This window comes from Pedobacter borealis DSM 19626 (assembly GCF_000708285.2).
GTDB lineage: Bacteria > Bacteroidota > Bacteroidia > Sphingobacteriales > Sphingobacteriaceae > Pedobacter > Pedobacter borealis.
In genome coordinates this window covers 37,567-48,598 of record NZ_JAUG01000027.1, presented here as the reverse complement: position 1 = coordinate 48,598, position 11,032 = coordinate 37,567, and the positions used below count along the sequence as shown (strand labels likewise).

Annotated in this window: 13 protein-coding genes; 7 read left to right on the top strand and 6 right to left on the bottom strand. The window is 36.5% G+C overall.

Annotation, left to right across the window (positions count from 1 at the left end; genetic code table 11):
* Window positions 1-430 precede the first annotated feature (430 nt).
* Window positions 431-1,579, bottom strand: coding sequence for a cysteine desulfurase family protein (locus tag AW17_RS09990; RefSeq protein WP_029275998.1), 1,149 nt, complete (start codon window positions 1,577-1,579; stop codon window positions 431-433).
* Between the two features lie 133 nt (window positions 1,580-1,712).
* Window positions 1,713-3,098, bottom strand: a complete 1,386-nt coding sequence (gene glmM, locus AW17_RS09985) for a phosphoglucosamine mutase (protein ID WP_029275996.1) — start codon at window positions 3,096-3,098, stop codon at window positions 1,713-1,715.
* A gap of 271 nt (window positions 3,099-3,369) precedes the next feature.
* On the opposite strand from glmM, the gene AW17_RS09980 reads away from it, so the two are divergent.
* The 7 genes from AW17_RS09980 (at window position 3,370) to AW17_RS09950 (ending at window position 8,144) form a co-directional block, all read left to right on the top strand.
* Complete coding sequence (locus AW17_RS09980) at window positions 3,370-4,101, top strand: class I SAM-dependent methyltransferase (RefSeq protein ID WP_029275995.1); 732 nt, start codon at window positions 3,370-3,372, stop codon at window positions 4,099-4,101.
* Window positions 4,098-4,661: a phosphatase PAP2 family protein gene (locus tag AW17_RS09975; protein WP_029275994.1), complete on the top strand. Its 564-nt coding sequence runs from the start codon at window positions 4,098-4,100 to the stop codon at window positions 4,659-4,661. Before AW17_RS09980 ends, AW17_RS09975 begins: the two co-directional genes overlap by 4 nt.
* A gap of 3 nt (window positions 4,662-4,664) precedes the next feature.
* A complete protein-coding gene (locus AW17_RS09970; RefSeq protein ID WP_029275993.1) occupies window positions 4,665-5,381 on the top strand; it encodes a ZIP family metal transporter in 717 nt (238 codons plus the stop codon).
* 130 nt (window positions 5,382-5,511) lie between these two features.
* Window positions 5,512-6,117, top strand: a complete 606-nt coding sequence (locus AW17_RS09965) for a Uma2 family endonuclease (protein ID WP_029275992.1) — start codon at window positions 5,512-5,514, stop codon at window positions 6,115-6,117.
* Window positions 6,118-6,187: 70 nt separating this feature from the next.
* Window positions 6,188-6,793 carry a Uma2 family endonuclease gene (locus AW17_RS09960; RefSeq protein WP_051691745.1) on the top strand — a complete coding sequence of 202 codons (606 nt, stop codon included), beginning with the start codon at window positions 6,188-6,190 and terminating at the stop codon, window positions 6,791-6,793.
* Between the two features lie 70 nt (window positions 6,794-6,863).
* Window positions 6,864-7,508, top strand: a complete 645-nt coding sequence (locus tag AW17_RS09955; RefSeq protein WP_051691744.1) for a Uma2 family endonuclease — start codon at window positions 6,864-6,866, stop codon at window positions 7,506-7,508.
* Between the two features lie 30 nt (window positions 7,509-7,538).
* Window positions 7,539-8,144, top strand: a complete 606-nt coding sequence (locus AW17_RS09950) for a Uma2 family endonuclease (protein WP_029275988.1) — start codon at window positions 7,539-7,541, stop codon at window positions 8,142-8,144.
* 54 nt (window positions 8,145-8,198) lie between these two features.
* Here the strand turns inward: AW17_RS09950 and AW17_RS24440 are convergent, their stop codons facing one another.
* The 4 genes from AW17_RS24440 to AW17_RS09935 form a co-directional block, all read right to left on the bottom strand.
* Window positions 8,199-8,342, bottom strand: a complete 144-nt coding sequence (locus tag AW17_RS24440) for a C1orf53 family protein (protein ID WP_162799929.1) — start codon at window positions 8,340-8,342, stop codon at window positions 8,199-8,201.
* A 94-nt stretch (window positions 8,343-8,436) separates the two neighbouring features.
* Complete coding sequence (locus AW17_RS09945) at window positions 8,437-9,378, bottom strand: exonuclease (RefSeq protein WP_029275987.1); 942 nt, start codon at window positions 9,376-9,378, stop codon at window positions 8,437-8,439.
* Window positions 9,379-9,421: 43 nt separating this feature from the next.
* Window positions 9,422-10,039 carry a dephospho-CoA kinase gene (coaE, locus tag AW17_RS09940; RefSeq protein WP_029275986.1) on the bottom strand — a complete coding sequence of 206 codons (618 nt, stop codon included), beginning with the start codon at window positions 10,037-10,039 and terminating at the stop codon, window positions 9,422-9,424.
* Window positions 10,039-10,986: a YbbR-like domain-containing protein gene (locus AW17_RS09935; RefSeq protein WP_029275984.1), complete on the bottom strand. Its 948-nt coding sequence runs from the start codon at window positions 10,984-10,986 to the stop codon at window positions 10,039-10,041. The genes coaE and AW17_RS09935 overlap by 1 nt, the downstream gene beginning before the upstream one ends.
* Window positions 10,987-11,032 lie beyond the last annotated feature (46 nt).

Here is an 11,032-nt window from a genome sequence, read left to right as displayed (position 1 = left end):
GGCCCTTGGGATTGACGGCGTTCTTCGGTTAAAACAATGTGTCATTCGAGGAAGCTAGCAGAACGCCTAAAAATAACCTCAAAAAGATGTGTCCACACGATAGGTGAAAAACGGGATGTTCGTTCCGATCAGGTTTAGGTGGCACAGCCTGTGATATTATTTTGGGCTGCAGGGTGCAGAGATTTGTTTTATAAAATTAATTCTTCTTTTTGCGTTATGCTATAACCTTAAATAGCAGCACCGACGTCTGTATGTAAACCTGATTGGAGTGTAAAGCCCACAGCGCAGCGAGGACTTGAAACGGAAAGCAGGGCTAACTTTAAAATGAAATGCTGTCTTTGCTTTCCAAAAAAAGGACTTCAAACTATGTTTTATCGCACAAAAAAAGTCCCGATTCTCACCGGGACGCTCCTATTTGGTTAATGATATTTTAAGCCAAAGCATTTTGCTTTACTACCATTTTAACTTTTTCTATTACATAATCTAACTCTTCCTTTGTAGTGTATTTGCTAAATGAAAAGCGCACCGAAGGACGATTTGGATCGGCATTAATACCATTTAACACATGCGAGCCAATATTCGAACCCGAAGAGCAGGCACTGCCACCAGAAGCACAGATACCATTGATATCTAAATTAAACAACAACATATCGGCCATATCCATCTCGGGAAAAGATACATTCAGTACAGTATATAAACTTTTATCGGCATCGGTTTCGCCATTAAAAGCAATACCTGGGATTTCGGCAATTAACTGTGCTTTCAGGTAATCTTTTAAGCCCTGAATATAGGCCTGATGCTGATCCATTTCGGCATAGGCAATTTCTAAAGCCTTAGCTAAGCCCACAATACCATATACATTTTCGGTACCACCACGCATGTTGCGCTCTTGTGCCCCACCATAAATCATCGGTGGAATTTTAATGTTACTGTTTACATATAAAAAGCCAACACCTTTAGGTCCATGGAGCTTGTGCGCTGCGCAAACAATAAAATGTGCTTTAAGCTCGCGTACGTTATGCGGGTAATGCCCCATGGTTTGAACGGTATCGGCATGGTAAATGGCATTGTATTTCTCGCAGATATCGCCAACTTTAACCATATCGGTCAGTGTACCCAACTCGTTATTGGCATGCATTAACGAAACAAAAGTACGTTCGTTATTTTGAAGCAATTCTTCTAAATGGTTGTAATCAATATTCCCTTTTTCGTCAATATTAACGAAACTTAATTTATCGATTTCACCATTTTTAAGCATCGTATTTAAAGTATGCTCAACGGCGTGGTGCTCTATTTTCGAAGTAATGGCATGTTTAATTCCATAAGCTGAAATTCCACAACGGATGGCTGTATTATCGGCCTCGGTGCCTCCAGAAGTAAAAAAAACTTCGGATGGAGATGCATTTAACAGACCAGAAACGGTTTTACGGGCTTTTTCTACCAGCGTTCTTACCTCGCGGCCAAGCGCATGAATAGCAGATGGATTGCCAAAATAGTTTTCCATTACATTTGTCATTTCTGCAATTACTGCTGCATCTAAAGGCGTTGTGGCCGCATTATCTAAATAGACCCTTTTCATTTCTACGAATATTTAAAAGTTAGTGTGTTGCAAAGATACCTTGCTAGTGGCAGTCTTTGTTTTAAATGTTCAGGGTTTAATCGTTTTATTAAAACCCTGAACAGGTATGCTTAATCCTGAAATCCTTTAGCGATTAAAGGTGTAATATTTCTTTAATGTCAGAAATAATTTTGTTAGCCAAATTCTCGGCAATGGTTTCATTTTCTGCTTCACTATAAATCCTGATAATCGGTTCAGTGTTCGAACGGCGCAAATGTACCCAAGTTTTATCAAATTCTATCTTCAATCCATCAATTGTACTGTATGGCTGATTTTTATACTTTTCTTCTACCTGTTTCAACAGATTATCGATATCCATTTCTGGCGTAAGGGTAATTTTGTTTTTAGAAATATGGTATTGTGGATAGCTAGCCCTTAATACCGAGATCGATTTGCCAAATTTAGCTAAATGTGTTAAAAATAAGGCAATGCCAACCAAGGCGTCTCTTCCATAGTGCGATTCGGGATAAATAATCCCACCGTTTCCTTCGCCACCAATAATGGCATTTGTTGCCTTCATTTTGTTCACTACATTCACCTCTCCTACTGCTGATGCATTGTATTCTGCTCCTACTTTTTCGGTCACATCGCGTAATGCACGTGTTGATGAAAGGTTTGAAACCGTATTTCCTGGTGTATTTTTCAATACATAATCGGCAACAGCCACCAAAGTATATTCTTCACCGAACATGCTACCATCTTCGTTCACAAAACATAAACGGTCAACATCCGGATCAACAACAATACCTAAGTCGGCATTTTGCTTCTGAACTTCTTTCGATATTTCGGTTAAGTTTTCAGGAAGCGGCTCAGGGTTGTGTGGAAAATGTCCATCTGGTGTACAATATAATTCTACCACCTTGCTCACACCCAAAGCTTTTAACAAAGCAGGGATAAAAATACCGCCGGTTGAATTTACGCAGTCGATTACGACTTTAAAATCGGCCTTTTTAATTGCCTCAACATCAACCAGTGGTAATGCTAAAACTTTATCGATGTGTTTTTGAAGGTAAGTATCGTTTTTAATTACTTTACCTAATTTATCTACCTCAGCAAAATCAAAATCAGCGCTTTCTGCCAAATCTAAAACCTCTTTTCCGTCAGCGTCGCTAATAAATTCGCCGCTCGCATTTAGTAATTTTAAGGCATTCCACTGTTTTGGGTTATGGCTTGCGGTTAAAATGATACCGCCACCTGCTTTTTCATCAGGTACAGCTACTTCTACAGTTGGCGTGGTTGATAAACCTAAATCGATTACCTCAATGCCTAAGCCCTGTAAAGTTCCGATAACCAGGTTATTCACCATCTCACCCGAAATACGGGCATCGCGACCTAAAACTATTCTTTTATTGCCTGTTTTTTGTACCACCCAGCTACCAAAGGCAGCTGTAAATTTCACAATATCAAATGGGGTTAAGCCGTCTCCAGCCCTTCCGCCAATGGTTCCTCGTATTCCTGAAATTGATTTTATTAAAGTCACTGTATATAATTTAATTGAGGCTCAAAAATAAGAAAAAAAACAAGATAGCAGCTATTTAGGAGTGTTTGTACACTTAATTTACATTGCTTTTATATCTATTTGCACGATCAGTTTTCTAGAATTGAGACTATGGCCAAAAACAAACGTGTGTTTAATTGGATACCGTATTCATAATATTCTTGCAACTTTATTGCATAAAAGCATATTCTAACTTTACTAGCGACTGTAAAACCTTATATTTGCATCTTTTTAAGATACAAACGGCTTTTATATGCAACGCAAGTGGTTTCAATATTGGTTTAATTCGCCATATTATCATATTCTTTATCAACAACGGAATGATGCTGAAGCCGAATTTTTCATCGATAAACTTACGGAGTTTTTACACCCGAGGGCCGATGCTAAAATGTTGGATATTGCCTGTGGCAAAGGCCGACATTCAATCTATTTAAACAAAAAAGGCTTCGATGTTACCGGAATAGACCTTTCGGAACAAAGTATAAAATACGCCAAGCAATTCGAAAACAATAAATTACATTTTCTTGTACACGATATGCGCAGGTTATTTTACATCAATTACTTTGATGTGGCCTTAAATCTGTTTACCAGTTTTGGTTATTTCGATACCGAAAAAGACCATATAAATGCACTTAAAACCTTTCGAAAATGCTTAACAGCTGAGGGGATTTTGGTGCTCGATTATTTTAATACCGAAAAAATTATCCGCAACTTAAATCATTGCGAAACAAAATCGCTTGATGGCATAACTTTTAATATCACCAAAAATGTGATCGACGGAAAAATTATCAAAAAGATAAATTTCGAAGACAAACAAAAGGTATACAATTTCGAAGAACGGGTGCAGGCATTTAGTTTTGAGGATTTCCAGCGCATGCTTACCAAGGCAGGGATGGTTATCGAAAAAACTTTTGGCAGTTATGGTTTAGACGATTTTGACGAAAACAGTTCTGACCGGTTAATTTTAATCTGTAAAAAAGCATGATAGAAAGCATACAGCAATTTGATGTAGAATTGTTCTTGAAAATCCACCGTGGGCTTTCAAACAGCTTTTTTGATTGGTTGATGCCTTTAATGCGTAACCGTTTTTTTTGGTCGCCCCTTTACCTTTTTATTATTGTTTTTTGTATTAAACAATATAAAAAACAAGGTTATTACATTATCGGCATGGTTCTCTTTACCTTCGCCATGGGCGATTTAATTGCCTCAAAAGTAGTGAAACCTTGGGTAGCCCGGGTTAGGCCCTGTAATGATTTAAGTTTGGCGAACGACATTATCCACCGTGTTCCCTGTGGAAGTGGCCTGAGCTTTCCGTCTGCACATGCCACCAATCACTTTGCGATTGCCGTTTTTTTAATCTGCATTTTTTATAGCCGATGGAAACCTATTTTGCCTATTGGCCTTTTCTGGGCGTTTATCATCAGTTTTGCTCAGGTATATGTTGGTGTTCATTATCCTGTTGATGTAACTACCGGTGCTTTACTGGGCATTACCATAGGGATTATCTGTTCTAGAATATTTAAAAAATTACAACCTGATTTTTAACTTATGGAAATCTGGAAACTCTGCGTACTCTTTTTCTGTGCCTTTTTAGGTGGGACAGCTATATTTTTAGTAAAGAGCGATAAATCTAAACTACTAAAACTGATTTTGTCTTTCAGTGGGGCCTATTTATTTGCCATTACAGTTTTACATTTAATTCCTGACGCTTACAGCGGATCCGACAAATGGCAGATTGGTGTTTTCATCCTGATTGGTTTTTTATTACAGATCTTCTTGGAGCAGTTTTCAGAAGGTGTAGAACATGGGCACATTCATAAACATCACGACGGACATGTTTTTCCCTTTGGGATTATGATCAGTTTGTGTTTGCATGCTTTTTTAGAGGGGATGCCTTTAGCCAAAGAACAGCACAATGAGCTGATTTTCGGAATTTCACTACACCACATCCCAGCTGCTTTTGCGCTGGCCAGCATATTAATGCAAAACCATTATAAGAAAAGCAGTATTATATTTTATCTGATTGTATTTGCTATCATGGCACCTCTGGGCTTTTATGTAAGTGTTGGCTTAAGCAATGGCACTATTGGAGGCATTGATGCTTATTTCAATAAAATTATGGGTATTGTGATCGGTATTTTCTTACATATTTCTACCACCATCTTATTCGAATCGAGTGCCGATCATAAAATCAATACCCGCAAAATGATTGCCGTTTTGTTGGGGATTGGTGTAGCATTAATTGGTTTCTTTGCAGGACATTAGGGTTAGTTCTTAGTCTAGAGTCCTTAGTCGGCAGTCGATTAACCATTCACGTCATTAGCTTAGTAGCCGTTTTAAACGTTTAATCGTTTATACATTTAACTTTTGTGAATAAACATCTGTAAATTAGTATATGGATGAGATTGTAAATGAACCTGCTGTAGCTTACCAAAAAAGGCATTATACTATTGAGGAATACCTGGAGATGGAAAAAGCATCAACAGTGAAGCATGAGTATTTCCAAGGCGAGGTATTTGCTATGTCTGGTGCGACCTTTAATCATAATCTTATATTTTCAAATGTTTTCGGCCCACTTTTCTTTAAATTAAAAGGTTCGAAATGCATTCCTTTTGGAAGTGATATGCGAATGAATATCCCAGAAAATACATTATTTACTTATCCGGATATTTCTATATACTGTAACGAAATTAAACATTTAAGTGAGGATGATGGCACTATTCTACAACCAACAGTAATCATCGAAATTCTGTCTCCATCAACCAAAAATTACGACAAAGGGAAAAAATTTAACTTATATAAAGATATTCCTTCATTAAAAGAATACATTATGATTGATTCAAATTCTGTATTGGTAGAGGCCTATTATATTAATGGTGAACAGAATTGGGTACTCAACAAACATGAAGAGATTTCTGATACATTAAATCTTATTTCGATGGGATTCGGCGTAGCCTTAACCGATATCTATAACCATGTTTCCTTTAACGCTGCAATGTGATTCCCTTTGCAATTTCAATTGGGCAATTTTAAACAATTAACCTTTCAGACAAAATTCAATAAATTTATATATGGACGAAATTGTAAACGAACCTGCTGTAGCTTACCAAAAAAGGCATTATACTATTGAGGAATACCTGGAGATGGAAAAAGCATCAACAGTAAAGCACGAGTATTTCCAAGGCGAGGTATTTGCTATGTCTGGTGCAAGTGCAAATCATAACTGGATATTTACCAATATTTTCCTAGCAGTTGGCAGTAAACTAAAAGGAAAGTCGTGTTACATTTTCGGAAGTGATATGAGAATGAATATTCCTGAGAATACGTTGTTCACTTATCCTGATATCTCTATCTATTGTAATAATTATTTGCATAGTGAATTTGATGAAGACACAGCAATTTTACCAACAGTAATCATCGAAATCCTATCTCCATCCACTAAAAATTACGACAAAGGGAAAAAATTTAACTTATATAAAGATATTCCTTCATTAAAAGAATACATTATGATTGATTCAGAATCAGTGTTCGTAGAGGCCTATTATATTAATGATGAACAGAATTGGGTACTCAACAAACATGAAGAGATATATGATATACTAAATCTTGTTTCGATGGGATTCGGCGTAGCCTTAACCGATATTTATAACCATGTTTCCTTTAACGCTGCAGTGTGATTCCGTTTGCAATTTCAATTGGGCAATTTTAAATAATTAACCTTTCGGACAAAATTCAATAAATTTATATATGGACGAAATTGTAAATGAACCAGCTGTAGCTTATCAAAAAAGAAGTTATACTGTTAAAGAATATCTTGAGATGGAAAAAGCATCAACGGTAAAGCACGAGTATTTTCAAGGGGAGATATTTGCAATGTCTGGTGCCGGTGATAACCATAATGATATTTTTAGCAATGTTTTTATTGAAATTGGAAACAAGCTTAAAGGCAAGCCATGCAGGCCTTATGGAAGTGATAAACGAATGAATATTCCCGAGAATACTTTATTTACCTATCCTGATATATCGATTTATTGTAATGGATTAATACATAGCGATGTTGATGAAGACACCTCAATTTTACCAACTGTGATTATTGAAATCCTGTCTCCTTCAACCAAAAATTACGACAAAGGAAAAAAATTCAACTTATATAAAAATATTCCTTCATTAAAAGAATACATTATGATTGATTCAGAATCAGTGTCGGTAGAGGCCTATTACATTGATGATGAGCAAAGTTGGGTACTCAATAAACACGAAGACATTTCTGATATGCTAAATCTTGTTTCGATGGGATTCGGCGTAGCCTTAACCGATATTTATAACCATGTTTCCTTAACGCTGCAATGTGATTCCCTTTGCAATTTCAATTGGGCAATTTTAAACAATTAACCTTTCGGACAAAATTCAATAAATTTATATATGGATGAAATTGTAAATGAACCAGCTGTAGCTTATCAAAAAAGAAGTTATACTGTTAAAGAATATCTTGAGATGGAAAAAGCATCAACAGTAAAGCACGAGTATTTCCAAGGGGAGATATTTGCAATGTCTGGTGCCGGTGATAATCATAACGAGATTTTTAGCAATGTTTTTGGAGAAATAGTTCAAAAACTTAAAGGCAAGCCCTGCAGGCCTTATGGAAGTGATAAACGGATGAATATTCCCGAGAATACTTTATTTACCTATCCTGACATATCGATTTATTGTAATGGATTAATACATAGTGATGCTGATGAGGATACCTCAATTTTACCAACTGTGATTATCGAAATCCTATCTCCATCAACCAAAAATTACGACAAAGGGAAAAAATTTAACCTGTATAAAGATATTCCATCATTAAAAGAATACATTATGATCGATTTGGAATCTATTTCGGTTGAAGCTTATTACATTAATGAAGAAAAAAACTGGGTACTCAATCAACACAAGGAGATATCTGATAGACTAACTCTTGTTTCGATGGGTTTTGATATAGCGCTAAGCGATATTTATGATCATGTTCGCTTTAATAAGGAGGAATGAGTTTGTAGATAAAAATTAAGAAATGTAAACTGAAATTGCCAACTACCAACTACATTACTTCTTTTCTTTCTTCTTCCCATAACCCCATGGGCAATGCTTACATTTATTCTTGCAGCAATAACCACGTTTTAAATGGTAGGCTTCAGTAAAAACCATTAGTCCATCTTCGTTAAAGTAAAAATCTTCGCCTTCTTTCATATGTGATCCATTAATTGTCCTGAAACAAATCCGATAGCTATCGGATCAGGATGACAAACAGCCGATATTTGATGCCACTCTCCAATTATAATTACTAATTGAGTATTTTAACCTCTAGTTTGTCTCTAAAAAAATCTTTAAGCTGTTTACCATCACCATGTAAAGTCCATACTTGTTTTGGTTTAACTTTTTCTATGGTTTCTAAAATTGCATCCCAATCAGCATGGTCAGAAATATAAAGTGAAATCCCGTTTTGTTGTTGCAGGTTCTTCCATCCGGAGGCAAAGGCGCGTACTACATTAATCGCCTTATGGTAACTGTGAAAAACCATTGGTGGTACAATGTAAACCTGATGTTCTTGATTATTTTTCATCACCTTTCTATCGTACATGTTGTAATTCCCTACTTTTATGCCATAATCTTCATAAATTTTCACAAAAGGCATAATACTGTGGTGAACCATAATGTTCTTCGTAGGGCAATGCGCGTTGAGCAATTGGATAATCCGCTGGCTTTTACCCAATGCATAAGAACCAAGCATGATATTCGCATTGGTTTCGTTCAGCTTTTTAATTTCATCTATTGGTGAAGGGTGTTTGGTTTCTGGATTAGCAAAGGTACTTTCCGTAATCAACACATCTGCTTCAACAAATTCGAAAGGCTCACAGGTATTATCGGGCTCAATCTTATAATCGCCAGTATAGAGGTATTTTACACCCTTATACTCCATTAAAACCTGTGCAGAGCCCAAAATATGACCCGCAGAATAGAAAGTAATGGTAACGTCTTTTATTTTGAAGGGTTCGTGATAATTTTTGGTAAAAAAATCGACCGCGGCAAATTTGCGGTAACGGTGTTTCATAAAAGTTGCGGTAGCAGCAGTACAGTACACATTTTGACTTCCTCCAATAGCATGATCGCCATGTGCATGTGAAACTACCGCTTCTTTAACTGGTTGTTGTGGATCGAGGTAAAAATCGCCGTAAACACAGTATAAACCCGTTGGGGTAATGGTGATAAAATCTTCTAAAATCATTATTGGAATGAATTGGATTTAAGGATTGAATGATTTGAGTAGATTAGGCATTAAAATTTTTATATTCTTCGGCCGTCTTAAGAAATTCTTGGTGTAAAGCTAAAACCTGTTCAATTATAGATTCCTGCTCATCATTTATGATAAAATGGTTGGCCATTTTCGCTTTTTCCTCGTCGCTAAACTGTTTATCCATACGTGCTTTAACCTGCTCTGCTGTTACCCCATCACGCAGCATTACCCGCTTCATTTTGATTTCGTAAGGAGCAGTAACCAGTATTGTAGTATCGCACATCTTATAAGAGCCACTTTCGAACAACAAAGCAGCCTCTTTTAAGGTATATGACGTATTGGCCGGAATGGTTTCTTCCCAGGCATCAAATGCCCTAAAAACTGCTGGATGAACCAATGCATTTAATTTTGCAAGCTCTTCCTCGTTATTAAAAACAATGCCAGCGATATGCTTGTTATTTAGGCTTCCATCTTCAAAATAACTTTCTTTCCCGAAAGCAGATTTTATCCCCTCCACCAACAAAACATCTTTGCACATGATTTCTTTCGCAACAGTATCGGCGTAAAACACAGGGATCCCCAATACTTCGAAAACCTTACAAACCGTTGTTTTACCACTGCCTATCCCACCTGTTATACCTACTTTATACATTATTTTTCTACAATAAAATCTATTTTGGAAGGCATTACGCTTACCAGTTTACAATAATCAGGAAACTCGGTTATCTTCACCGTAAACTGACGGTGCTTTAAAATTTGCCATTCGTCTACATCAATGGTAGCGGTAATAAAACTTTCGTCAACCTGATCGTAATTGCTTAACGCGACTAAGAAGGTAACTTTAACTTTTTTAGGATATAGTTTAAGATTGTTATAATTCCTATTGTTTGTAATTTTTAACGGCACTTCGATAGTCTTCTCTGTAAACTCATCAACAGGTAATCTAACCTCTACAGATGAAGGGTAAATACTTACATTTTTATGGATACTGTGCTGTAAGGCAATCCTGGTCGTACTACTGCTTTGTATTTTATCCTGCTTAAGGGTATCTGTAGGCCAGAACTTTATTTTGGCTAGCTCCTCTACAGGGCCCGCCACTTTAACATATTTCGGGTTGAGGATAACCTCACTAGAGATGCCATATTGCTTTTCAAAGCTCAGTTTATCGATCAGTTTTACAGGAACTTTTTTCACTACCCGTTTGGTGAAATCGAAATAAAGGGTGTCGGGTTTAACAGAAATTACCTTTTGTGTACTTTCTAATTGCCTGTTGATATTGAAAAGCTGATCGGAAAAAACAATAAAATCTTTGGTATTGAGCTGACTTAAATTAACAGAAACAGATGGTGGACTGATGCGTAAACGGGCAAAAAGCAATTGCCAGCCGGTGCCTTCAACCTGTAAATCTATCGTATCAGACTGCAAGGGATAAAATGCTCTTTTGGTAGGTGTATTTTTAAAAACCAAAACGGTTTTTGCTACATAAATATACTTGTTGTTTAATGCCATAAAAAGCCATGCCGCTATGGCCAGTAACAAACAGGCCAATAAGCTAAATACACGTCTTTTTTCAATCTTAGTTAATCTAATAAAGGGCATAATAATAAATTAAATATTAGCTGTAAGCTGGAAAAATATTATCCAA